The organism is Paenibacillus provencensis (assembly GCF_042678545.1).
In the GTDB taxonomy this organism is placed as follows: Bacteria; Bacillota; Bacilli; order Paenibacillales; family Paenibacillaceae; genus Paenibacillus; species Paenibacillus provencensis.
In genome coordinates this window covers 43,381-67,192 of the sequence record NZ_JBHTKX010000008.1, presented here as the reverse complement: position 1 = coordinate 67,192, position 23,812 = coordinate 43,381, and the positions used below count along the sequence as shown (strand labels likewise).

At 40.9% G+C, this 23,812-nt stretch carries 20 protein-coding genes; 19 read left to right on the top strand and 1 reads right to left on the bottom strand.

The genetic code is table 11. From position 1 onward, the window contains the following. The first annotated feature begins 495 nt into the window (after positions 1-495). The 6 genes from ACFQ3J_RS24580 to ACFQ3J_RS24555 all read left to right on the top strand — a co-directional run bounded on the left by ACFQ3J_RS24580 (position 496) and on the right by ACFQ3J_RS24555 (position 10,380). A complete protein-coding gene (locus ACFQ3J_RS24580) occupies positions 496-2,283 on the top strand; it encodes a DUF4365 domain-containing protein (protein WP_090727581.1) in 1,788 nt (595 codons plus the stop codon). Positions 2,284-2,879: 596 nt separating this feature from the next. Next, the gene (locus ACFQ3J_RS24575) at positions 2,880-3,326 is read left to right on the top strand and encodes a hypothetical protein (protein ID WP_090727583.1); all 447 of its coding nucleotides are present in this window, start codon (positions 2,880-2,882) and stop codon (positions 3,324-3,326) included. Between the two features lie 219 nt (positions 3,327-3,545). Further along, positions 3,546-4,415, top strand: coding sequence for a hypothetical protein (locus ACFQ3J_RS24570; protein ID WP_090727585.1), 870 nt, complete (start codon positions 3,546-3,548; stop codon positions 4,413-4,415). A gap of 93 nt (positions 4,416-4,508) precedes the next feature. Next, positions 4,509-7,277, top strand: a complete 2,769-nt coding sequence (locus ACFQ3J_RS24565) for an SNF2-related protein (protein WP_090727587.1) — start codon at positions 4,509-4,511, stop codon at positions 7,275-7,277. A gap of 634 nt (positions 7,278-7,911) precedes the next feature. Further along, complete coding sequence (gene ltrA / locus ACFQ3J_RS24560; RefSeq protein ID WP_090727589.1) at positions 7,912-9,831, top strand: group II intron reverse transcriptase/maturase; 1,920 nt, start codon at positions 7,912-7,914, stop codon at positions 9,829-9,831. A gap of 330 nt (positions 9,832-10,161) precedes the next feature. Continuing rightward, positions 10,162-10,380, top strand: a complete 219-nt coding sequence (locus tag ACFQ3J_RS24555; protein WP_090727590.1) for a hypothetical protein — start codon at positions 10,162-10,164, stop codon at positions 10,378-10,380. A gap of 60 nt (positions 10,381-10,440) precedes the next feature. Here ACFQ3J_RS24555 and ACFQ3J_RS24550 read toward each other — a convergent pair whose 3' ends face one another. Beyond that, positions 10,441-12,498, bottom strand: a complete 2,058-nt coding sequence (locus tag ACFQ3J_RS24550) for a hypothetical protein (RefSeq protein WP_090727592.1) — start codon at positions 12,496-12,498, stop codon at positions 10,441-10,443. A 359-nt stretch (positions 12,499-12,857) separates the two neighbouring features. Here ACFQ3J_RS24550 and ACFQ3J_RS24545 point away from each other — a divergent pair, with 359 nt between their 5' ends. The 13 genes from ACFQ3J_RS24545 (at position 12,858) to ACFQ3J_RS24485 (ending at position 23,299) form a co-directional block, all read left to right on the top strand. Continuing rightward, the gene (locus ACFQ3J_RS24545; RefSeq protein WP_090727593.1) at positions 12,858-13,790 is read left to right on the top strand and encodes a hypothetical protein; all 933 of its coding nucleotides are present in this window, start codon (positions 12,858-12,860) and stop codon (positions 13,788-13,790) included. A 166-nt stretch (positions 13,791-13,956) separates the two neighbouring features. Continuing rightward, on the top strand, positions 13,957-14,340 hold the full coding sequence (locus ACFQ3J_RS24540; protein WP_090727595.1) for a hypothetical protein: 384 nt from the start codon (positions 13,957-13,959) through the stop codon (positions 14,338-14,340). A 450-nt stretch (positions 14,341-14,790) separates the two neighbouring features. After that, on the top strand, positions 14,791-16,353 hold the full coding sequence (locus ACFQ3J_RS24535; protein WP_139237033.1) for a hypothetical protein: 1,563 nt from the start codon (positions 14,791-14,793) through the stop codon (positions 16,351-16,353). Between the two features lie 99 nt (positions 16,354-16,452). Beyond that, the gene (locus ACFQ3J_RS24530; protein ID WP_090727598.1) at positions 16,453-16,914 is read left to right on the top strand and encodes a hypothetical protein; all 462 of its coding nucleotides are present in this window, start codon (positions 16,453-16,455) and stop codon (positions 16,912-16,914) included. Between the two features lie 274 nt (positions 16,915-17,188). Next, complete coding sequence (locus ACFQ3J_RS24525) at positions 17,189-17,311, top strand: hypothetical protein (RefSeq protein WP_256209940.1); 123 nt, start codon at positions 17,189-17,191, stop codon at positions 17,309-17,311. A 393-nt stretch (positions 17,312-17,704) separates the two neighbouring features. Continuing rightward, the gene (locus ACFQ3J_RS24520) at positions 17,705-18,046 is read left to right on the top strand and encodes a hypothetical protein (RefSeq protein ID WP_090727600.1); all 342 of its coding nucleotides are present in this window, start codon (positions 17,705-17,707) and stop codon (positions 18,044-18,046) included. Between the two features lie 10 nt (positions 18,047-18,056). After that, positions 18,057-18,656: a hypothetical protein gene (locus ACFQ3J_RS24515; RefSeq protein ID WP_090727602.1), complete on the top strand. Its 600-nt coding sequence runs from the start codon at positions 18,057-18,059 to the stop codon at positions 18,654-18,656. Beyond that, positions 18,565-19,725: a hypothetical protein gene (locus ACFQ3J_RS24510; protein WP_139237034.1), complete on the top strand. Its 1,161-nt coding sequence runs from the start codon at positions 18,565-18,567 to the stop codon at positions 19,723-19,725. Before ACFQ3J_RS24515 ends, ACFQ3J_RS24510 begins: the two co-directional genes overlap by 92 nt. 26 nt (positions 19,726-19,751) lie before the next feature. Further along, positions 19,752-20,372 (top strand): hypothetical protein, encoded by a 621-nt coding sequence (locus ACFQ3J_RS24505; protein WP_090727605.1) that lies wholly within the window; start codon positions 19,752-19,754, stop codon positions 20,370-20,372. Between the two features lie 2 nt (positions 20,373-20,374). Beyond that, a complete protein-coding gene (locus ACFQ3J_RS24500; protein ID WP_090727607.1) occupies positions 20,375-21,022 on the top strand; it encodes a hypothetical protein in 648 nt (215 codons plus the stop codon). Positions 21,023-21,076: 54 nt separating this feature from the next. Further along, a complete protein-coding gene (locus ACFQ3J_RS24495; RefSeq protein ID WP_090727608.1) occupies positions 21,077-21,943 on the top strand; it encodes a ThiF family adenylyltransferase in 867 nt (288 codons plus the stop codon). A gap of 38 nt (positions 21,944-21,981) precedes the next feature. Beyond that, positions 21,982-23,106: a hypothetical protein gene (locus ACFQ3J_RS24490; protein WP_139237035.1), complete on the top strand. Its 1,125-nt coding sequence runs from the start codon at positions 21,982-21,984 to the stop codon at positions 23,104-23,106. Continuing rightward, on the top strand, positions 23,096-23,299 hold the full coding sequence (locus tag ACFQ3J_RS24485) for a hypothetical protein (RefSeq protein WP_090727611.1): 204 nt from the start codon (positions 23,096-23,098) through the stop codon (positions 23,297-23,299). Before ACFQ3J_RS24490 ends, ACFQ3J_RS24485 begins: the two co-directional genes overlap by 11 nt. The last annotated feature ends 513 nt before the right edge of the window (positions 23,300-23,812 follow it).

Below are 23,812 nucleotides of genomic sequence, written 5' to 3'. Positions count from 1 at the left end.
GATCATATTCCAAATTAGCATGTTTCACTTGTTCGTGTTAGTAAACATGATAGTTATGGTTAAGCATGAATTTGGCTAGGAGATCCCTTTCATAGTATTTAGATTAAGGAGAAACAGAAAATGACGACTAAGACTTTGGAGTGGCAAATCGATTTGCTATCTAGCTTGTGGATGTTAGCACTAACTATGCGGGGTGGTTCAGAATTGATCAACAGAACTGAAAGGAACTGCATTACTAATCAGAATCTTTGCATTGAATTAATGGCGAATAAGCTCCAGCAAGCAAAAGGGTAAGTAGGAGACTGCTTAGCCCTTTTTTTGTCGAGAAAATAACGACTAGTAATAGTAAAAAAGGAGAGTATTATTAAGCGGATACTCTCTACTTTCAGATATAATATTGATAACAATAAATTTAGGGAAATAAAACTAAAAGAGTTATTTGGTAACTATAAGGCAGGATTGAAAAAGTATTTCTAATGAGAGGGTCATAATCATATGAAAAGTGTAAAGTTCTCCAATAGTCAAATCGAGCTGAAGGCAGTAAATGCAGTAGTTAATGCGGCAGTTCAACCACATTCATATTTAATTCCAAACATTCCAGTTGGAGACAAGGGTGTTTCCTTTGATGGTGATATCCAAGTTTTTTCAGATAGTTCTGAAAGAAAGGAGTCCTTAATAGGTATTGTTCCTGTACAGGTGAAGGGAACTCAAGTAGTCCAATTTCATGGAGGCATTCGTTCATTTTCAATGAATTTGGCACATTATAAAAACTATTTAAATCATGATGGAGTATTGTTGCTAGTGGTTGAAATAAAAGCAAGTGGTGAGACAAAAATATTTTATAAGTCACTATTAAGCCTAGAGCTAAAACAACTAATAGAAGGGCGACCTCAAACTAAAACAAAGTCTATAAGATTACGTCCTTTGGATGAGACAACATTATACAAAGTGTGTCGTAAATTCCTAGTTGAAAAAAAATTTCAACCAAGAGTTCTATTAGAGAGAAAAGCTAACAACTTAGATTTTAAAAATTTCACTTTAACTAGTCTAACTTTTGATTTAAGTGATCCAAAAACGAGCAATATTTTTGATCATGACTTCACTATGTATGGAACTGACAGTACTGATTTACGCCATCCGCTTAGTATTAATAGAATTACTGCTCTAACTAAAAAAGATATAATTAAAATCGACGTTAATAATAATTCTTATGATCTATACTCAGAAATTACTTTTGAAGATGACAGGTTAACTATTCAATTAGAAAAGGATGTAAAGATCATAATTTCAGAAAATGCGAATATTTTTCGGTTAGAGTTTATTGGTTTTACTTCTCTTTCATCACAACTACGAGTAGTGCCGTTTCTAAAAGATTTACTTATCAGCAAAAAAATAGAATTCAATGATAATGTATTCCAATTTAACGACGATTTTAAAGTGGACTTCGATTATGAAGAGTATCAAGTATTTCTTAATCATACTAAGGATGTTTTTGAACTGTTGGGTATCCCAGAAGATACAATTTTTGAAGAGCAGGAAGATGAAGATATTGAGTCTCAACTCCGCTCTTTGATTGAAACAGTGCACAGTAACAAGCTTACCAGAATATCTATAGTTGATCCGCATCTGGTCAGATTTATCAATCTTCGTATAGGAAACCAAACTATCTCGTTATTTTATGAGCCTGATTCCGGTATGATTCTTAAGAACGCATTTTCTCAGACAATGCTAGACCAAGAAGTATTAATACAATATGATCAGCAAAAGGATAGAAATGAGCATAGTGTGTATGCTTTACTTAATGAAAAATTCTTAATGTCAATAAACTTCGATTCCAAAATCGTCAAGCAATCATTTGATATGATAGATCCTTTCACAAATAATGATGTGTTTAACACAACAAATCATTTTTGTTTATCCTGTATTAGAGCGTACGACATTTGCAAAAATGGGGAACTTTTAAGCATAGCGATCCATATTTATGATAAATATATAGCTGCATTGGGTTCTATAGAGGAGTATTCTGGTAATGACTCTGTAGTACTTGTGAATATGTTACAGGTAAAAAAGCGACAACAAAATTTGAACTTTGATGACAAACAAATTTTGTATCGACTCAGACGTCAAGCAGTTCGTTCAGATAACCATGAACTTCTCTTTTGTGTGAATATACTATTAGATTATGTGGATGAAGCACAGTTTGCATATAATCTAATGTCGATAGAGCAACAACAACAATACAAAGATATGCCTATATTTATGTTATTTCACCTGATGACCTAATTTACTGAGGTGATAATGGATAGATTGTCGTTTTTAATTTGAAACGCACGCCCCATATTACAGAAGGAAGTTACTCCGAAATTTGATAATTATGAAAGAAAAAGGCCTGCAGATTACAGATCTCCTGCAGGCCTATGTTTGTAGGATGTTAGTTCCTTTTTTAAATTCTTTGTTCGGTTTAACAAAGTTTAATTCCATGCTATAATTATAGCTATACCATTATATAATTCACTCCTCTCTTCAGCAGGCGCAGAAGAGCATTCTAAGTAAGAAACACCTGACAAGGTGATCAAGGTTGAATTCACACTACACGTGTGTCCATTCCTCTTTGATTCTTGGTCAGGTGTTTTTTATATATGCCTACAACCCAATTATGAGGAAAGGAAGAGATTAAAATTGAACAAAACACAAGGTGAAATCGCCTATGAGGCTGATACGAGGAGACGGTCGACCTATCACGATGGGACACCTCGTAAGAAATGGTCAGAACTTAGCGAAATAGCACGCTGCTCTTGGGAACAACACCTAGGGAAGCCAGATTTAACAGGGAAAATGGATCGTTTACAGAAGACATTATGAGAAGAGGAAAAATAGGCATGAATCAAAAATTGAACTTGTTAGTCACGTTGAGTCTAAACAAGCCCATTAAAGATACTACTGAGGTCGCTAAGAATGTAGCAGAAGGCATTTTGCATCAAGCAATGAATGTTGGAATTACTTTAAGGGACGACGAAGGATTTATCACCGATATCAAGGTTGCAAAATCTGATGGGACACCACAGATGCATGTAAAGGCCGGCCATCACCCAAAATTTTTGAGAATTGAAAATCAAGTATTTATGGATGGTCCAACTGAGAAGCAAAAGACTGCAATGGAATTAGTTGCAAATGGTCTTTTATCAATTGCTCACGATATGGAAAACGACGAAAGGTTTCGGAAATGGATCGAAACAACTTTGTTCTTTAATCATTTTAATCAAAGTATTGATGAAGTAGGTCGACTCATACAGCACATGATTTTGGAGACAGAAGAAAGGTATTAATTTACTGGAGTGGACTTCATTTTTTATGATCCGCTCCTTCTGTTGGATTGAGTCATTAGCTTTAGATGATACGGAGCCCACTCTATTTTAAATGACGCTTAACCAAGCAAATCAATTTCGAATTGTGCAACCATGCATACTTTTGGAGATTGGTGCTTTTGGTTGGGCGTTATTTTTTGCCTAAACAACCCAAATACCACTATCAAGGAGGAGAAGTAAATGGGAGGAGTACAGCTCTCTATTTTTGAACAACCTACGCAGGCATTAAGCCAGATATTGGATCCGTTGGCTGCAAATGAACCAAGTATCACTTCAGAATTCGGACTGGGGGATATAATCTCAAAGTTTGATGAAGTAACGATCGAGAACAATTCACTTATTACGGATGAGGATAAGGCATTTTGTGATGAAACGCAGAAAAACTTCGATTCAGCCGTATCTCTAATCCTAAAGGCAAAAAGGTTCTACCAAAACAACGAGATGTCAAACAATTTTTTAAGCACAGGGAACCTAATTAAGGACCTGGATCTAAAATTGGATGAGAAACTCGATTTGTTCATCAGCAAGATTGCCGGATATTTTAGAAAAAATTATTCTATCACGATTAACACGAGTGAATTTCGCAAGTACGACCATAGCGTGACTTACAAGGAAATTGTAGATGATATTATTCTTCAGATGGATGGCAAGAACTTCTCAGAAAAGGCAAGCGAGGAGATCAAAGAGGCACTTAGAGGTACGATCTACAACATCTCTAAAGTAAAAGTTCAATCAGTTAAAGTGTCAATTGCAGACTATCTGTATTTTGAAGGATGGTTTAATGGTCAATTCAGAAATAATCGATCTGAAAATTTATCTAAATTACTGCATGCTATTGAACATTTTGATTCTGGAGCCAAAGTTATGCGGAGCACACTCGTTCAATTAAGTAACAGCTATGCAAGAAATGATTGGTTCGAGGTATTTAGTTTTACATCTATGAATAAATTCGAATCACTCAGGTGCTTTAAAAACGGAAAAGTGGAATTAAAGTTCATAACCCACGATGATGCGATGGCCTTCGCAAAAGACTACTTGAAGTATATCTAAAGCTCATTATCCACTTATGGAGACACAGTGCAAGAAGTGAACCGCTTCTTTCATCTGTGTCTTTTTTTAATTCATTGACATTGGAGGACACTAATGAAATACCAACATTCCGGAATAATTATCCCATACGAAAAACGAAAAGAAATAAATGAAAAGATCATACACATTATTGAGACGAAGCAAGACTTCGGTATTTCCTCGTCGGATATTTACCAGGCCTATACTGGGGACGGGGGTTTGCATGGTCTATCTCGTTCCGATTACGGCAGCTACCATGCATATGCTGAGGCTAAAAAGGAGATAGAGCAGGGCCAATTCTTTTCCCCGCCGTCTTTATGCGAGTTCCTTGTCGGGGTCATCAAACCGAGCATGCATGATCTAATCGCTGATTTGACCTGCGGAATGGGGACGTTCTTTAACTTTGTGCCAATGGAGGCTAATGTATACGGCAATGAGCTGGACATGAAGGCATTCAAGGTGGCTAAACAACTGTACCCTGAAGCTCAGATTCAATGCTCAGACATTCGGATTTATGAGCCGGGAATCAAGTTTGATATTATCTTCGGTAATCCTCCGTTCAATCTTCGGTGGGAGTATAGAACAGAACGATATCTCAGCCAACTATTTTATTGTATCCGCGCACATGATTTACTCAACCCGGCAGGATTCCTTGCATTAATAGTCCCCAGTAGCTTTTTAAGTGACGATTTTTCGGACGCCAGCATGATCGAGGAGATGAATAAGAGATATTCATTTGTATGTCAGATTGAGTTGCCACGCGATGCGTTCAAGATGTACGGAGTAAATGAATTTGAAACGAAGATCATGATCTTCCAGAAACGAAGTGAACACTTGGAAGCAATTCAGTATTCTTTAGCAAAGACCCCAGCTCCGTCATTCGACGCCAAAGGCGCAGATTATGTCCATAATCAATATATACTACCTCTGAAGAAGAGTAAGGAGAAAGTTCGGCATAAGATCCTTTTTGAGGGTAAGAACGCAAATAGTGAAGATCTTGATTTCACGTTTAAAGTGAAGAAGATGCTTTTTGACATCAAGCGGCATCCGGCATTGGTACAGTACTATGCGAAGTGCGTTGATTACGTGAATCGCTATCACTCTGAAGAAAAGCCAAAGGAAATGACTGTGCAAGAATGGGAAAAGAAGCGGATAACAAAGGGTAAGGTGCTTGCCTATTTGAGAAGAGTACTAAAAAATCAAAACGTTGTTCACCGTGACGAGATTCGGCTGGTTAAGAGAAATTACGGTTTGAAGCTCAAAGCGTATAGCCCGAAGATGCAGGCTAAACTTAACAAAATGAGGGAGGAGAGAGCAGCCTCGTTCAATTCCATGGTCCATGACGATATTTATCCGTTCGAAGACAAAATGTTTTCTAAACTCTGGAAACGAAAAAAAGAGGCTTACGAGGTGCAGAGTCAAGCTCTTGTAGGAATGAGACGCAGCCAGGAAGTCGATCGTTTCTTAGATGCGTTTAGCTTATATGATTCCTCACGTGATGAAGTTATTAAGCTGAACCCTATGCAAAAACATGACCTCGGTCTTGTTATGCAAAAGCGTTATAGCATCCTTAATTGGTCCATGGGGAGCGGTAAAACGATTGGAGCCATTGCTTGGTACAAGAGGCTTCTTGAGCAAAAGGCAGTTCGGAACGTGTTTGTCGTTAGTGCGGCACTTGCGATCCATTTGACTTGGGAAGTGAAGCTCGCAAATTTTGGTGAGAGATTTGTTGTGATCCGTTCGCTTAAGGATATTGAATCCATAAGGTCAGGACAGATCGTGCTGATCTCGCTGAACCGGCTGCAAAAGTATAAGCGGCAGATTCAAAAATTTGTTCGTATTCGGAGTCAAAAGGTGGCTCTTGTAATGGATGAAGCGGATGAACTTACGAACCCAAAGTCCCTGCGAACAAAGGCGGTGCTTTCCTGCTTCCGGAGAGTACGGCACAAGCTGCTTACGACAGGCACGGTAACTAGAAACAATATTAATGAGATCTATCCGCTTTTGGAGCTACTGTATAACAACTCCATCAACATGATGTGCGATTGTAATTTCAAGTATGAGGTCAATAAGGAAGGAGTAATCGAGGAGCTTGCAAACACCGATTACAACCGGCCATATCCAGCCTATGGTGGATTATCACTCTTCAAACAATGCTTTAGCCCTGCTAAGGTTACTGTTTTTGGAGTCAAGAAGCACAATCAGGACATTTTAAACAGTGAAAGTCTTTCGAGACTTATCAAGAAAACGATCATCACAAGAAAATTCGATGAGATTGTGGGTGAGAAAATTTACAGTCACATTCCACACCGCATCGAGCAAAATGCTGCTGAGGTAAGTATCTATGGGAAAATTATTAATGAGTTTCAAAAGATGATGCATTACTTCGTAAAGACAGGTAACTCAAAAAAGGAGAGCATGCTGAAGATCATTCGTCAGATTCAACTTCTGATTAAATCAACCTCGTGCCCTCATTTGATGGATGAGTACGATTCGCTCTTACTGCCGAGTAAATTTTATTACATCATGTCCTTGGTTGAAAAGTTCGATGAAAAGGTGGCCATTGGCACGGTATTCTTGGAGACGGCTGCCGAGTACTATAGGTTGATCCAAGAACGATTTCCGAACCGTCCTGTATTCCTTATTAAAGGCGATGTATCTTTTGAAAGAAGGACGCAGTTAATAGAGGAGTATGAAACTTCCCAAAATGGCATTCTGATCAGTACCCAGCAGAGTCTGAAGTCGAGCGTCAATATCCCTTCATGTAATAAAGTGATAGTGGAGTCGTTACAGTGGAATATACCTAAATTGGAGCAGTTCGGGCGGCAGATGATGTCTGCGTAGCAATGTAGAGAGCCTATCTCACGATAGGAATCTACCGCGATTATGTAGAATCGCGACCTAATCCCTCCCCACAAAACAGGAGCAGAAACCTGTTTCGTCGGGTCAAGCTTGGAGGGTGAAAGTTGGGACGTGAGCCGAAAGGATTGTAGGCAAGAGCGTCACTTCAAGGTGCGAATATCTATGGTTAATAGGTCATTTATGAAGCTGAGATGGGTGGGGAATACTCCGGGCCCTAGAGCGAAAGAATCCTTGTAAAGCTCTATCTATCCAATGTGAGGAACAGGATTGGCCTCACAGAACCGGTAATTCACTGGTAGGACGGAGCACTACATATGTCACCGTCTGGATAGACATGAACGCCGATGGCGTAAAACCATTTGAAAGCAACCTAAGGATATTCAATGCGTGCTACGCAGATAACCTGCAAAGGAATCTGTATGGAGGGTGCTGGCTACCCAATGAGAGACAGGTATCCGAAGGAAGCGTTAGAGTAATCTGGGTCAGGGAAAGCCTGAGTACACTTACGTCGAGGGACGTAGGACACCCACGCGGCGGTGACGCAGTGTCGGGTGCTGGTGAATGACGCTAGGCTAATTTAAGCAATTCCGACCATTGAATAGGAGGTTGATCCTCTATGAACGTCATGGAACGAATTGCTTACCTGTCCAAAGTGGCTAAGGCGGACAAGAAGCGCAGATTCAACAAACTGTACAAAATCGTCCAGAACGAGGAAATGTTATCGTACGCATGGGACTGCATCAGAGGCAATAAAGGTATCAAGACTGCAGGGGTGGATCGGATGAACCGAAGCGGGTTTGAAGAACGAAGGGACGAACATATCGCTTCCCTGTCAACCCAGCTGCGTACCGGAGAATATGTGCCGGCACCGGTCAGAAGAGTTGAAATCCCAAAGGGTAACGGTAAGGGAAAGCGGCCACTAGGGATTCCCGCCATCAAGGACAGACTTGTTCAACAGGCGGTTAAACTTATCTTGGAAGCTCTCTACGATCCATTATTCTCGGATGCATCTCACGGCTTCCGGCCGCGTCGTAGTTGCCAAACGGCGATCAGCGAAATCGTTCCTAGAAAGTTCGACTGGGTTATCGAAGGAGATATCAAGGGATGCTTTGATAACATCAAGCATTCCAAGCTTCTGAACGTCTTGCGTGCCAGGATCGCGGATGAGAGGTTCATTCAACTCATCAACAAATTCCTGAAAAGCGGATATCAGATGGGGTTTGGTACAGATGGGGCCAATCCAGTTTTTGCTACCAAGGATGGAACTCCACAGGGCGGCATTGTTAGCCCCATTCTGGCTAATATCTATCTCCATGAGTTCGACAAGTTTATAGCTCCAAGTCAGCAGAACATGAATCGGGAGAAGCGCAGAGACTCTAAGGAGTATGCGTATTTCCAGAACAAGTTGCGGAAGCTATCAAAAGCGTTGTCGGAGAATAGAACAACCTACAAGGTTGAGCTGAAAGAGAACCCATCATCCAGTGAAAAGGGTACAATCGTGACCCTAAATTCACGAGATGAAATGATCGCGATGGTACGGCAGCTTAGGAAAGAGCGCAGCAGATACACCAGGCAGGACTCCGAACTATATTTCGCAAGCAAGAGTTTGGGATATGTTCGGTATGCGGACGATTTCGTCATCCTCATGGGTAACTACCACAAACGTGAAGCGGAGAGAATGAAAGAGACCATCTCAGAATGGTTCTCTGATAATTTAGGCCTCACGTTGAGTCAGGAGAAGACCAAGATAACGCACGCTACTGAAGGGTTCACGTTTCTGGGTTATGATATTATTCAGAAACCTTCGTCGAAAGGGCATGGGTACCGAAACAACTATGCGCTTGTCTACACTCCACGAGTGCGAATTAAGCGCATTAGGAAGAGGCTGCAGGCGTTAACAGAGCTACACTCAAACAATCCTGCTTTCGACATGATCGTTGCGATTAACAGGGTTGTAAGCGGATGGAGCAACTATCATCTGATAGCGAACAACTGGAGCTCGGTGGCCAACACCTTGGACAAGGAACTCTACTGGATGCTTATGCACTGGCTTGGTCGCAAGCACAAGTGCTCGATCGCTAAAGTGATCGATTCTTACGTGGTCAACAAGATACACGTCTACGGTAAGACGAGACAGCGGATTCGTGCCAAGAGCGGAGATAAACCGGTGTATATGCGCTATTTCAGCGACTATGCCTACCGAACTCCACTGGAAGTCGCGAATAAAATCCGGAATGCGAACGAACAGCACGGATGGCACTCCAAAGACGATGACAAGGCGGAGAAGGGAACCATAGGCCGTCTTGTTCAGGGTAATTCGCTGGGAGATAAACTCGAGGCGCTTGCCTCGAATGAAACTTGTACAGAATGCGGTGGGGATGCAGGAATGCAAATCCACCACAAAAGAATGGTCAAGAGAAATAGGAGGAAGGATGCACTCGCGGTGATCGCTGCGAGCAGGGATCTTCTGAAACAAACTCTGTGCCAAGAATGCCACGCTAAGAAACACCCGAACACTCGGGCAATCAACGGATAGGCTTAAATTAGTCGCGAGCCGTGTGCTGTGAAAGCAGCTCGCACGGTTCTAACGGGGGCTTGAGGGAAACATGCTTAATAGTCGGATCTGGGGACACATGAAAAGAAAGTATGGAACCAGTAAATAAAGTCTGGAACCATGCAAATAAAGTATGGAACCAGTAAATAAAGTCTGGAACCATGCAAATAAAGTGTGGGACCGGTAAATAAAGTCTGGAACCACATGTAAATAAAGTGTGGAACCAGCCGGATTATGTAGTAATGCGCCCTCTCTCTACCCACCTGCTTCCGCTTTATTCGATATAACAGTACAGAAGCTAAGGAGATCCATATGGTGACATACGACCATACGATCGAGCAGAACCTATTAGCATTGTTGATGAGCAAAGAGCGAATCAACGAATACATTAAGACATTAGATTTTAAAGAGCAGGCTGAAATTTTTGATGAGTTTGGCATAGACCTCGACATCCTGAACAGCTTGATTGAAAAAGAAACAGACGAGAAAGGAAATGTTCGTCTAACATGGGGGAACCAAAGAGTTTCCTAAATCAAAATTTGTTGACGCAAAGACCCCGCTCCGGTAAAAGGAGACGGGGTCTTTTACATGCTAAGAACCATAATAGTTCTTGTAGTAATCAATAATAAATCTCGTTCTTACTTCATCAGGAGTGAAGTGGGTAGTTGTGTTGAATAGATTTTCCTTATAACCTTTAAAATGCTGTTCTTTACCGATCTCTATCCCTTGCTGTTGGAGTATTAACAACTCGAAGGGAGAAAGTCCGTCAAATTGATCATAAACTTCGAATTCGGTATACTCTTCTTCGATTCCATCGAAGAACTCGGATACGATCTGCAGCTCATGAGGAACTTCATCATGGAGCTTTCTTACAATTCGATCGGCCACCTCTTTTTTTATTTTTGGATAGGGCCCGTAGATGTATTTTGTGCTGAATTCAAGTTGGAAGAATCTGCGAAGTTGGTCCGGATCTCTGAAGTCAAACAGGGGGATGACTTCAGAAATAAACTCAGCCACGTAGTCTTCATGTGAATGAAACATTCCACTACTTCGAAAAACTTTAGTATTGGCTTTAAAAAATGCATACCCTTCTTCGGAAGTATATAACCAGCGTAGCTCCGATGTTTTTATAACTCCGCGTATGAACTTATAGATAATAACACTTTCTATTGAACTTTGATTTGTTACCGGCCGATCTTCGTTTAATGCGCATCCAGCATCGAACTCTAGAGTTAAAGGAAGCTGGAAAAACCGTTTGATTTTCGAATAATATTTCGTTGGGACGTTTTTTGCTATGGAAAATTTGTCTCCTGTCCTAAGAAAGGATTCCTCGTTCCAAGCGAGATTACGATTGAATTTCTTTAAAAGGTCATAATACAAGTCAATGATGGTCAGGCGCCCTTTAGTATAATCGTTAACCATTTCAAATTGAAGAAGTCCGTACCTCGAATATTTTAAATTGGCTACCCTAACTGGATTAGCCATATATTCACTCAATATCTCGTAATATCCTGGAGCATAATCTAACATTTCAGACATGTTACCATTCTCATATCTCTCGACAATCCAATAATGTTTTTCCAGCTCGTTCAGTAGATAATCGTTATATAAATTTTTTGACTCGTAGAATGCCGGGTTTTCTTCACCGTTAACGGTAGGACTTGAATGTTCACTTATCTCTCTGAGCAGTTCTAGCTCTAATTTTACAAAGAAATCCTCTGTCGCTTTCTCAGCTTCGAAGAACCAGTCTTTTACATAACGTAAAAAACCAGTTACAGACGTAAGTTTGAGATGTTGGAACCAATCGGTTAGGCCGGACTTTTCAATACCAATAAATAGGGCTCTGAGCATATTCAGTTCTGGATTTCGGATATCCCTATTTTCGATAAATGCTTGCCATGGATGATACTCAATGATGTCATGAGGATATTTTTTCACTCCGTGGCGAATTATTTTCTGTTGATCCTCGGGATAGTAAATACGAAGATTTTTAATCATTTCCATCCATTGCCCTTTATTCACTTTCGATATTGCAATTTTTAAGTGGACTAACTGTTGTTTCGACAGAGCAGTTTTCTCTTCTTGAATACTAAGATGAGATTTTTCGCCCAGGTTGTATGTATCATTAGGTGTTGTTAATACTACGGATTCAGCTTTCTCAATCTGCAGAAGAGCTATCCTCCGAGCTTCATTGATCTTGTCGATGAAAAGGTTTATTTTCTGCCGTGTGTTCATATCTTTAATTTTGGCATCTCGAACCCTTTCAATCATGGATTGCATACCCGCCAATTCATGAAGCTGCCAATGAAATTGAAGATTATCAGAAGATAGAATCTTCTGTTCGACATACTGGATGAAATCAATTAAATTCTTGATAAAATCTTCTGCATGATGAATAGGGATTTCAACTTCTTCGGTATCGAGCTCCCATCCGATAGTATTACTGAATGCTACTGGTTCTCCTCTTAATAAACTGTACAAGTTGAACTCGCGGCCTTGAGTGAAATATCTGTAATAAATCTCCTTCCAAACTTCTCTCTTTCTAAGTTTATCCACTGGTGCTGATGTCTTCACCAGAAATTTAAGGGATTGAAGTGGGAGACCCGAGTATTTTGTTGCATTTATTTTTAAAGATTCAGTTTTCATCATGGTTAAAACCTCCTCCAACATTTATCTCCTTAATTCTACCATCGTAAGAAAGGGAGGCTAAATTTTGAGTGGTATAAATTTTGGATATACAGCATGATTTGATTTTAGAGCTTAAATAAATATTATATTCTATCCCGCAGTGCCTTTTAGCAACTATGGAATTGTGATATTATTGACATATACCTTATACACGTCCACTAACTCCCAGCATGCGCACAGGGAGCATTCTAAGCAAACTAACACGCCTTAAATGGTGATTCAAGTTAATTCACACTTTACGTGTGTCTTACTTTTATCATTCTTTGAGGGGTGTTTTTTTACTTTTAAGAAGTTATTAAAAATTAATGGGAGGGGTCATTATGATTCTTCAAAACTCAAAAAAAATTTTAGTCTGGTTAAGTTTTGTATTTGGTCTTACACTTTTGACTTTAGACGTGTATTATTTTGTTCCAATGATTGGGGAATTCTTATCCAGCGATATTTATATGGGGGTCCTATGGGCTGTAGGTATCGCTTATGTAATTTTGGTAGGATCTTTCTTCTTTATTACAGCACCCTTTAATAAGAATTCTAAAGTTCTACATATAATCTTGCTTATACTGATAATGCCAGCTGGTCTAATAGTTGCTGTAGTAAATAAATTTTCTGGTATATGGGCTAAGTTGGTCACCACATTTTTTACTATTATGTTTTCTATTGGTGTCTCATACTTTCTGTATATTGGAATAGCAATGCTATTACCAAAAGCGATGGATTACTACGCGCCTTTTTATTACATATTGGCGATAGTTGGGAGTGTTGCTTTTGTTTCCATTGGACGATGGATTCATGACTTGACACTCTTATTATTCAGCAATTCTACTAAATTGCGAGAAGAGAAGAGAATGACCTTCACTCAAGCCTCATTTTGGGTAGCGGTAGTCTCACTCTCAGCTTATTTCGTTGCCTCTACTGTAGGAGTGACCTATGCCTTTAGCGAAAGTGATAAGCAATTACTGGATGCAGTTAAGGATGCTTCTGGAGTGTTTGCATCTGTAACGGGTTTGATCGCTTTAGGGAGAACGGCTTATGGTAAAAGAGAGCCATCTCTTGAGGAGATAAAGAACACAATTAAGCAGGAACTGCTTGAAGAGCTCCGGACTATTGTGGCTGAGGATAACCTAAAATTCTCTGCTGAACAAGTTGCTGTCGCATGTCAAAATGACAATAACGAACCTCGTAATGTAGGGCCCCAAGGTCAAATGAAAAGGGGGAACCGAAAGCACGGTAAGGGTAAGCGGAAGTCAAGCTAACTCTCATAGTAATCAAGGGTTCATAGTAGCCCTTTATCGAATTAACCAAAAGTACATCTCACAAGATGATTAATGATCTCGCTCTCGAGTATTGAAATTGATTGTCTGGTGAGGTGAATTTTTTATGCCTATATACAACCTAATTTAAATCAAGGAGTGTTCTGAAATGGTAGATAATAAAAAGAATAACATACGTGGTCTAAGCAACGAGGAGTTTCTCCTTTTAAAGGAAATCCTTGAAAATAAACTTTCTTTCAAGGTGGGTTTTAAGCACTATAAAGAGGAGTATCTTGCCGGTGTGGTAACTATAAGACCAACACAGTATTACTGGAACAAGTCTCAGTTCGAAGAGATCCGAACGCTGCTAGATGATTTAGGTGCGATATATAACAATATAGGAGTTCCTGAAAAAATGGTGCATTCAGTGTTTTGTAATGGGTTTACGTATCTGAAATTTACAGCAGACACAAATAACCGCTTATCGTTTCCTGAACTCGTCACCGAACATCTGCATGAAACATCAGCCCTTCGACACATGTATCGCTGCTGAGATATTTAATTCGACTACGAAGAAAAGGAAAGAGTTTTGGTGTAGACATCGAATATATTAACTATATCTTTACACCTTACAAAATGTTTAAGATAATCTGATTTTTATAAATTCTATATAATGGTCTATAGCGAAGAAGAGCGATATCGTTTAATACCGCAACAATAGGAGGAGGTAACTTCTCCTATTTTTTGTCTTTATGATGTGATAAACTAGCCTCATACCTTTATTTTTTAATCTATCTTATCCTCTCCAGCAGGCGCAAAGGAGAGCATTCTATTAAAGAAGCATCTGAAAGATGATTAACCTGTAATTCACACTACACGTGTGTCTATTTGGTTGGTCGCCTCTCAGGTGCTTTTTTGCGTTGCACCTACAACCCAATTTCTCAAGAGAGGACGAATGAAAATGCGCGAACCTAATCCAGAAAACTTACAGAAGGCTATTCAAATGGAGGAGACTACTCTTTCAAATCTCACAACCGCTTCAGCCCAAGAACTTCTTCGAATGAAGCTCATGCAAGAGGTTATCCGCTCGGTGTACCCTTTTTCAATCAATGAAAATACCGCAACGTACAAAGAAGTACTTCGAGGATTGAGTGTATTCGGTGACCGCCGAGTCGATATAATTTTGAAGTATTGTACCTCAGAACAAATCGTAAAACTCGCTGCCATTACCGCCATTGAAATCACGAAGATGATTTTGGATCTTCCGCGAGAGAAGATCTATCAGGCGAAATGGGGGGAGAATCAAAACAAGGTTCTTGAAGCTGTTCAGCAATACTTTCCATGGTTTGAGGAAGTTGAGGAGAAGCTTCAGTTAGAGGTTCTTGCGACGGAACTGTCAGGTAAGGTAAAGAACTCATTGGAGCGTGTCCTTCGCATTGGCGCAGCTTCGATTATGAATGAAAAAGTGGCATTCAATCTTAGAAGTCAGGTAGATAAACGGTTTGAGGACCTCCGAGCAGAGATCGAGGCATCTATTTGCGAAGAGGAAGTCAAAGCGCATCTCATTGGGAAAGAGCTCCCGGAAACAAAGGCTCTTGCTCTTGAACACATCTCCAAGAAGTTTGCTGAGGAACCGATTCGGCTCTTGTATTACAGAAGTGGAACACGTGCAGCCGTAAAACTGGCGTGGAATAAAGACGTATACTCTATCCATAAAGGTAGGGGAAAAGAGGTTCGGTTAAATAGGGGCGAGGACAGAAACCCATACGGATTGATCGTTTCCCTCAACTACATTGAAGAGTTCCTTTACTTTAACGAAGTGAGAGATGATGACGTATGGGTCGAAGAAGATAGTCTCGAATCTATTTATCAGTTTAACAGCAATATATCGGTTAATCTTACGCCTGCTTTCGTTAAAGAATGGTATAACTACGATGCACCGGTACTTCAAAGAATAAGTCCAAACCGTGGTAAACGTGGGGAGACTGCGTTCGGGATGAAACTTTTTCATTTCACAACCAATCTGGTGGAGTCCTCGTTGTCAACAGACTATATCTCGGAGGACATAACTCATGCTGAAGCGTTCTCTCTTATGAAAGGCTATGAGCATACCCGAATTTCTAAGGAAATCCGAAATACGCTTAAAGCTCGTGAGATAGAAGAGGCAGGAAAAACTGAAGAGATCAAACATTGGGTCGAAGCATATGATGCAAGAGTCCAGTCTGTGATCGATGAAAACTCCAAGTCTATCTTGAATGCACTCTCTGCAGCGTTCCATGAACGAGTAGAGTGGACGCCTGGTACTGATGGTGAGATGACTCTGCTACTGGATGATAATTTTGGTTTGGATTGTGGCTATCTCAATATTCAAGTTAATGATTCGGAGTATACCGAAAAGAGGAGCATTCTACGCAATACATCTTCTAATGTCGGACCGTGGATGGATGTGAGAATGCCAGTAGTCAGTCAGAGTACAACGATCATGATGAAACAGTTCGAAATTGCAAAAGAGATTGTAAAATCTAAGCTTGGGATTGAACTATTTGGTCACACAGTACTTGATTAAATTATTCAACTTGGCTGTCGTTGGGGGAATTCTAAGGATTCCCCTTTTTTCTACACTGTGATTAAAATAACAACCAACGAAGGTGGAGGGTAGAGTTGAATGGTAGAATTGATCAGAAATAACAATAAAAATGAAGTGCTCGAAAGACGGAAGGATGATACCGAGTCGAAGTGCTGCGTCAGACACTGCACGATAAACATGCGCGAGATTTTGGGTAGATTTGACGATGGTACTTTCTCAGTGATCATGTGTCCCAATCATCAAATCATGTATGTCATTGGAATACTTAAGAATTCAGAAATGAACTTACTTCCGAGTAACTTAACCGACAAGAAAGTCTGCTCTTTATGTGAGGAGCAGGCGATCATATTCGCGGAAAACGATGCTACCTATGAGCTTTGCAGCTCGCATTTGAAAAAGCTGATCCGTAAGAACTTGCTACCTAATGAGTTCATGGTGTTATACGGTAGATACGGTAGTACCTTTCAACTGCACGAGGATTTTTACGATAATTACGGAGGGACGGTTCAGCCGGTGAAGTTTAAAGAGGAGAGGAACTGATAATATCGGTTCTTCTCTTTTTCTTTATCCTATGGTAAGATTATTTCATACCATTTTACTTCTTTACTCCATCCTCTAGCCAGGGCAGAAGAGGACATTCTGATTTTAATTCTAATTTCTTACCTACCCTTGGTATGCCTATAATTCTAAATAACGCTCGTTTACAGCGTCTAAATCATTAATTCTCTCTTGAGAAATAATCTTTGGGCATTGTAAAGGAGCGTTTTTTCTTGTTCCTACAACCCAAAATTCAATTACCAGGAGGCGGTCTTTTATGACAAGAGAAGCACATATCTTAACATCCAAATTGGCCCGTATGAAAGCACTTAAAAACCTTTACGTACACGGAGCCTTGACATTGAAAGATCCTAAAATTTCTGTAAACAATGCAAAGTGATTTTATATTTCTTCGATTATACGAAGGAAGTACAGACTTGCAACTCACAGTACTAAGATCATTATCTTGGTCAATACTCCATTGTGGTGTTTTTTAAAATCAGGGACTCCGGTTCCGATTCGGGCCTTGCTCAACTTGAGTAAGGTCTTTTTCTTTTAACTAATTTTATTTAATTAAGAAATATTCTTTTTGAGTATGAATTTTATTTGAAAAGATGGTATATAGGTTAGCGTTCTGGAAACAAGTTCAAACAAGTTCAATGCACTCCTCTTACGAGTGACTGATTGCATTTTTTGCAGGATCCCCAGTTATTGGATCTTAGTCATTGGTAAGGGCAGTGCATTTTTTTGTTGCCCTACAACCCTAATTTAATCCGAAAGGAGTGAAAACCGATTGAATCTCGACAAGTTTCACGAGGTGATTGAGAAGTCCGCCATCTCACCAGAAGTGGCGGATAGAAAAGAAGGTGTGATGGTCCCGTTGATGCATGTTTTCCACTGGGGAACATATAGGCATCAGAGGTTTGGAGATGTTGATTTTTCATCCTTCACCTATGACCAAGCTGTAATGGCTATGGAACAAGCTTTGTTTCTACGAACCGGGGATGAATCGGAGGAAAACGAAGCAGAGGAAAATCGCGAGAACCTAGTCGTTCAGGTCGCACGAATTGCGGATTTCAAGGACCGAGTCAAGGGGATACAATCCTCAATAAATCGCAAACGCAAGTTTGTTTAGGAGTGGTGTCATGGGCAGAAGTTGTGTGTACTATTCCGAGAACATCGATACTTATCATGTTGCTATGGATAACCTGGTCGTTGCGAAGCGCTTGTTTGATCTTGGCAAGAAACTGCCGGAGAACTATGTCTTTACAATGGATCGGGTGAGCGACCGTCATGATTCTTTTTTTCTTCAGGGTTTGGAAATCTTGACCGGCAGTGAAGCAGATATTTTGGAGGATTACGGCGATGACTACACCTTTCACATGGATCTTCCAGAAGTGACAAGGTGGATAGAAATCGAACGTATTCATCCTGAGGCAGCGGCCGATCGTGAGTGGATCTGGGAGCCTATTTCCGAAGAGAATTTGGATTGTGAATACACTGATGTTCACGTGGAGATGGAGATGTCCGAAACTGGACTCGCCTTTCATGTGATGGGTGTAGGCAGCTATTATCTGATCTTCGAGAGAATCTGCGATTGCTATTTTCGATTAAAGGAGAAAATCACCGAATGGGGAGCAAGGGAGGAGAACCATGTCCGAGTTAATTCAAAACGGAACAATCATTCAGATGCCCGAGAACGAAAAGGACAACACCAAGTTAGTACATGTCCTGCGGCGGGCTAATGGTTTAACCGTTTCTAATCGTCGTGTATTGATGGATGATTTGCTGAAGGGACTGTATGCAATGATGGAACCGAATGAATTGACGGCGCTTATTCTTGCGGAAGAGAAATTTTCCCTTCATCAAATTTTCGGCCCGATTCTAGAAGGGCAAAACCCAAAGGTCTTTTTTAAGTGTCTGGAGCTGGTCGTAAGTCGATGCAATTCTGAGGAGGACATGAGATACCTCTCGCTCGTGCTCAGAGCTTTGGCGGAGCGGTTTGACCTATCACAAGTGGAAGAGGGCAGCCTAAATAACCTGTTAATGCTACTCATAGGGAAAGTGGAACGCCTTTACGATGAAGATGTACTTCTCCAGCTTTTCAGTACGCTGCTGAAACAGTTGAACATAGCTGAAGGTCGTAAAGAGATCGTTGGCATTTTACTTCGGATGATCGCTGAACGGGCAAGGACCGAAAAGGATATTGATATAAAGCGGTGGTTTCAAGAACAAATCACCTCGTACATGCCGGTAACCAAGACGGTAACGACACCACTTTTGCCACCGGGAACGATCCTGTATCAAGAAGAAATAAGCGGCCGCAAAATTGTCGTACTCGAAGTGGAGAAGAGCAAACGGGACATTTTGTATTACAAGACTCCTTATGAGTCCGTAGGCCATCCTAAGCTCCTTTTTGAATTTGTGATTAGAGGAAAAGAAATCGAACAGTGCCGGATATTCGCTTTGAAGGATGGTCCTGTAAAAGCAAGCTCAAGACTATACCGATATCCATTCGGCAATGTCTTCCCTGATTTTCACGCTTGCTGGCCCCAGTTAAAAGAAATAGAGATAACGCAGCTTAGCCAATTAAGAAGGCTACCGGAATTATTCTTTAAAAGCTCGACTAATGATCATGCGTACAGAGGGAAGAACCTTCGTGAGTTGTATATTAGCTTGCAAGGTCAAGATTTTAACGAGGAAACCTTACTGGACACTCGGTTGACCGTCGCAGATCAGTTCGAGCTTCTTTCTATTGAGGATGAGATTGAGGAGTCTCAATCCACTGAAGAGCAGGAACTTAATAACCAATAACGCATATAAACGGAGGTTAACGAATCATGGGAAATACAAACTTAGGACAAGAAGCGAACGATGAGGTTGTAAATGCGGAAATCGAAGGTATGAGAGCCACTGTAAATGCTGCCATAGAGTTGAAACAAATTCATGGTGTCGAGCAGACATCTGCAGGCGAGAGTGATCAATCCTCTCCAGAATCAGACGATTCTGGTTACCGGATTGTTGACGAAGGGGGACAACTTTCCTTGTTCAGCTTCGACGCAATTACGTCGTCGAGTGATGGGCAGGACAAAAAGGATGCAGCAGGTTCCTGCGGCGCTGATACTGTTAAACAAGCGGATTCGAGGAAGAAGCATGGCCGTGGAGGAGCTAAATCAAAAACGCCTGTACAACAAGCTCCGAAAGAGCCGGAGTTGGAATCCGTAAAGCTCGGTGAATCTTGGAAGATTCACTACGCGGCGACCGTATTTGAAGTCGATGTGCTCTTCCAAGACGAGCTCAATAACGGAGTTGAATCGGTCACGCTCGAGGAGATCCGTTTGAAAATGGTTACAGAAGAGGATGCAGCAGAGCTGACACCATCGGGAACTAAATGGAGATATGACATCGACAATAAGCAACTCTTCCCCGATGCATGGGGGCAAGACAAAGGAGCTTGCTGATTATGCCTGGATTCTTCTGGAGGCTTCGGGAATTCTTCAATGCAGAGAAACGACAACCCAACAATTATATTGCTGGGGATGACGGTCGTATTTACTGCGTCCGTGACAGCAAACTTGGAAGATTGGTATTAAAGGCAAATCGAGTTCCAATGGTCGACACGGTAAAGGAAGGGTTTGAATTTGCCCTCCCCAAAATCCCCAGTGAAATGTTGAAGGTGGCGATCTCCTTCTTCCGAGCATATTGGAACGATGCTCATCAGTACGAAGCAATGGTCCGGATCGTTTACGATACAGTCGAAGAGAAGTATCTATTTGACTGTCCGGAGCAGTATGTGACGTGGGATCATGTGCATGCGCCAACCGTTGGGAAAGACTTTCCTGAGCCGCGCTATCTTGACGTGATGCACATTCATTCACATCATGTTTTGCCGGCCGGATTTTCATTAGTCGATGATGCAAACGAGCGGAAGTATCGCTTGTATGTAGTTGTCGGTAATATGAGGGCTAAGGAGCCGGATGTTAATCTCAGAGTGGGGCATGGAGGGGCGTATTTACAGCTTCCATTAAGTTATATCTTCGAAACCCCTGACCTAACAGCGACGTTGCCGTACCCGACAGAATGGGATCAGCGAGTAAAGCTGGTCAAATAGCACAGCAAGGAGGCTCGGATTCGAGTCTCCTTGTTCATTTGAGGTGATAAATCGATGAATGCAATTAACGTTAAAGAAAAAAATCACGTTCTGTTCCAAATCTGCGTAGTCGGAGCTGGCGGAAACGGGTCACATTTTGTTCGGACGTTGTTACAAACGATTTCAGGTTATCTGGCGGCCAATGAACGACCGCCGATCTCCTTCGATATTACCCTTATCGACGCAGATCGGGTGGAACAGAAGAATTTTCAACGGCAACTATTTGACCAAGATGACCTTGATGAATACAAGGTTGTTTCTCTGGTTGAGCGGTATGCCGATTATTATGGTCTTGAAGTGAAGGCCGTTACGGAATTCGTAACGAGTCTCGAAATGCTCGCGAACTTATTTGGTTCTGGTGATCTTAATATCGGGCCTAATGTACAAGTAGTTCCGATATTAGTCGGCCTTGTCGACAACAACAAGACGCGGCAGCTATTTGACGAGTTTTTTCACTCTGACCTGATTGAAGATTTGATTTGGATTGATGCAGGCATTGAAGGGATTATGCTTTTTGACGATCCGTCGCCGGCAGAACTCCAGATGATCGAATTTAGCGGATTTGGCGGCCAGGTCGTATGCGGTTATAAGTTCCGTGGCGAAACCATTTTGGAACCAGTGACGAGGGTCTATCCCAACATCTTAGGGGATGAGAAGACTGAATTCCCTGGTCAGTCTTGCGGCGATACAATCTTAAACAATCCGCAACGACTTCAGACGAATCAGATGGCTGCCCAGCTCACAATGACCTTATTGAATAACCTGATGGACAAGCAGAATATCTACTTTCATAAGATTAACTTTAATGCTCAGTTTGCCCAATCCAAATCTACCTTTATTCAAAAGGATATCGTAGAGAAGTTCGAGGCGCTGCGCAAATGATTTTTAATATATCCGTTCATGGAAAGGAACTGGTGTCTTTGAGCGAAAATACTTACTTATCATATTTGGAAGCAATGAGAAAAACCATGGATGACAAGCTAATTCCTATGAGAAGGAATTACGTGTATCACCTAGAGCAAATGAACGGATCCAGCTGGTTTTTAGTTGCCATCCTTCGTTCATTGTTTGATTTCAGGGGGTATAAAGAGGTACGTCCGGATGAGATTGGTCTATTTAAGCTTATTAAATCTTCTGCAGTTATAACGTATTTAGGCTTTGCTGCTTACGGTGGAATAGGATATCTCTTTACTTTTGATTATACCAATATCGCAACATGGATTATTCCATTGTTGTGGTTGGCATTAAGGGTTTATTTGAATATAAAAGATATGGCTACTATTGGCCACCCACGATTTGATATTCGAACATACAAGTTTAAAAATAAAGAGGAGTTTGAAATCTTCTCCTCATTCCTGCAGAATAAGGATTTTACATACGATGGTCTTTATTCTTGGATACGCGATGAACTCATTATCAATGCGACGAGACGAGGGAACGAAATTTCTGAAATCCGGCAAGCATTCGAATCAAGTTCAGCTGAACTTATGGTTAAAATTGAAGAATTGTCTACTTATCAAGAAGAAAACGAACTGTTAAACGTAGTTCTTGATAGGCTCGCGAAGTTTAGTCAGCAGACCTTAACGGTATATAAGTTTGCTATAAGCGAGCTTTACAGGTTGTTAAAGGAAGAAGGGTTGTTTAACCCCTTCGACCTCAGAATCTGTTCTGACTTTTCTTTATTTGAATTACGAGGAGATACGTTGTACCGGCTCTATGAGCAAGGAAACTCAACAACCCCAATGCGAATTCCCATTAATGAACCGAAATACAGTACATGGGCAGCAGTAAGAGTTGTAAGAAATCAAACTTTCAGGGAGTACTCCGATCTGGACATCAAAGGCGAAGGAAGATTTGTGGACTCTTATCGTTTTGTGATAAAGGGTAGAGTATTTGTATATAGTTTCCACTTCAATAATGAGTCACGTGATCTTCGAAATATGATCGAATCACGTGAGATGTATCGTTTGGTACAAGGTATCCTGCTGCACTTGGAGGAGCGTGGAATGTTGCTCAACGAGGAGGAGAAGCAGAATGTTATCTGAAGGTGGATTAAGGAAACATGAAGATATAATTCGCGATATCCTTGGCGAATGCACTTGCAGAAATTGCTGCAATGGAGACCACGAAAAAGAAAGTCACAAATTAAGTGATGCTAAGAAAATCCTCACAAACCAAGGGCTCCTTATTAACCGGTTGAAGTCAATTGAGGCGGAAATTAAGGCTCCTCAATCGTAAACATTAAATAGCATTTTCCAAAAGAGCGGAATCAAAACAAACCTTTATACCGCTCTTTTCCTTTTTCTATTCTGTAGTGTATAATGACCTTATTAGATTTGTCTGAAGGGTTGTGATTGCAGTGGGGAAAGGAAAAAACCTAGTCTTTTTAGACACGAAGCGGTTTACTGTATCGGAGCTACCTTCATTGGAGAGTAAATTAATTGATTTGCTTGCTGAGAGAAAACAATTTCAAGATCATTTAAGAACTAAAAGAGAAAGATTAAAAAACCGTTAACCCAGCGACTAAACCTGGAGCTAGCGGTTTTATTCATGTATCCCTTATTTCGGACAAATTTTACTCACTCAGTTGAATTGGTTGAGATTATGCTACTATCCAAGATACCAAAACGGTGGTAATATTTAGCTATACCTTCAATTGTGCTGTTTTCTCTTGTCCCGGCATGCGCTAGGATAATTCTAATTCACTCAATGCGCTTTATCTTAAAGCGACCAATCTGTCTTTTGATGGAA

Coding starts and splice junctions, on each gene's coding strand:
- ACFQ3J_RS24580 (WP_090727581.1), top strand. CDS start 496: ATGAAAAGTGTAAAGTTCTCCAATAGTCAAATCGAGCTGAAGGCAGTA.
- ACFQ3J_RS24575 (WP_090727583.1), top strand. CDS start 2,880: ATGAATCAAAAATTGAACTTGTTAGTCACGTTGAGTCTAAACAAGCCC.
- ACFQ3J_RS24570 (WP_090727585.1), top strand. CDS start 3,546: ATGGGAGGAGTACAGCTCTCTATTTTTGAACAACCTACGCAGGCATTA.
- ACFQ3J_RS24565 (WP_090727587.1), top strand. CDS start 4,509: ATGAAATACCAACATTCCGGAATAATTATCCCATACGAAAAACGAAAA.
- ltrA (WP_090727589.1), top strand. CDS start 7,912: ATGAACGTCATGGAACGAATTGCTTACCTGTCCAAAGTGGCTAAGGCG.
- ACFQ3J_RS24555 (WP_090727590.1), top strand. CDS start 10,162: ATGGTGACATACGACCATACGATCGAGCAGAACCTATTAGCATTGTTG.
- ACFQ3J_RS24550 (WP_090727592.1), bottom strand. CDS start 12,498: ATGATGAAAACTGAATCTTTAAAAATAAATGCAACAAAATACTCGGGT.
- ACFQ3J_RS24545 (WP_090727593.1), top strand. CDS start 12,858: ATGATTCTTCAAAACTCAAAAAAAATTTTAGTCTGGTTAAGTTTTGTA.
- ACFQ3J_RS24540 (WP_090727595.1), top strand. CDS start 13,957: ATGGTAGATAATAAAAAGAATAACATACGTGGTCTAAGCAACGAGGAG.
- ACFQ3J_RS24535 (WP_139237033.1), top strand. CDS start 14,791: ATGGAGGAGACTACTCTTTCAAATCTCACAACCGCTTCAGCCCAAGAA.
- ACFQ3J_RS24530 (WP_090727598.1), top strand. CDS start 16,453: ATGGTAGAATTGATCAGAAATAACAATAAAAATGAAGTGCTCGAAAGA.
- ACFQ3J_RS24525 (WP_256209940.1), top strand. CDS start 17,189: ATGACAAGAGAAGCACATATCTTAACATCCAAATTGGCCCGTATGAAA.
- ACFQ3J_RS24515 (WP_090727602.1), top strand. CDS start 18,057: ATGGGCAGAAGTTGTGTGTACTATTCCGAGAACATCGATACTTATCAT.
- ACFQ3J_RS24510 (WP_139237034.1), top strand. CDS start 18,565: ATGTCCGAGTTAATTCAAAACGGAACAATCATTCAGATGCCCGAGAAC.
- ACFQ3J_RS24505 (WP_090727605.1), top strand. CDS start 19,752: ATGGGAAATACAAACTTAGGACAAGAAGCGAACGATGAGGTTGTAAAT.
- ACFQ3J_RS24500 (WP_090727607.1), top strand. CDS start 20,375: ATGCCTGGATTCTTCTGGAGGCTTCGGGAATTCTTCAATGCAGAGAAA.
- ACFQ3J_RS24495 (WP_090727608.1), top strand. CDS start 21,077: ATGAATGCAATTAACGTTAAAGAAAAAAATCACGTTCTGTTCCAAATC.
- ACFQ3J_RS24485 (WP_090727611.1), top strand. CDS start 23,096: ATGTTATCTGAAGGTGGATTAAGGAAACATGAAGATATAATTCGCGAT.